1 protein-coding gene is annotated in these 521 nt (G+C 47.2%); it reads right to left on the bottom strand.

Features of this window, described 5'->3' with window-relative positions:
• Positions 1-79: 79 nt before the first annotated feature.
• Positions 80-521 (bottom strand): FliM/FliN family flagellar motor switch protein (locus tag R7044_RS27970; RefSeq protein WP_225456344.1); only part of this gene is annotated, 442 nt, incomplete at its 5' end.

Genomic DNA, 521 nt, shown 5'->3' with positions numbered 1-521 from the left:
CTAGCTTTTGATCGTCACTTGGTTCCATTTTTCTATCCTGTGTTAAGCCTTACTCAATCAAATCAACGAGTAAGGAGTCTTAATCATCTCTATCATCGTCATTCTCAAGCTCAGACATGATGTCTTTGCCCAAGAAGGCTAAATCAGTTTTCACTACGTGTGGTCGTTCAATCTCTTGAGAGACTTGCACGGCAAGCTTGTCTTCAGAGCGACCCATTTTTACGCGGTAAGTCGGTAAATCTTCGATGAACATGGTTGCGTGCTCAGGCATTTCAATCGGAATAATGTCGCCTGGTTGCAGCTCCATCAAATCGCGCAACGATATGTCTTTTTCCAGCAAGTTCACTCGGAAGTTTACCGGACAGTCCATGATCTCTTCGCGCAGCGCTGAACTCCAACGTACGTCGGTTTCCATCTTGTCCGACTGAACACCAGCATCGAGCAACTCGCGGATTGGCTCGACCATGGAATACGGCATTACGACATGGAAGTCACCGCCACCGCCATCCACTTCAATATGG

This window comes from Vibrio sp. 1402 (assembly GCF_033340275.1).
The sequence above is the reverse complement of the archived record's forward strand: the minus strand, read 5'-3'. Positions and strand labels throughout refer to the sequence as shown.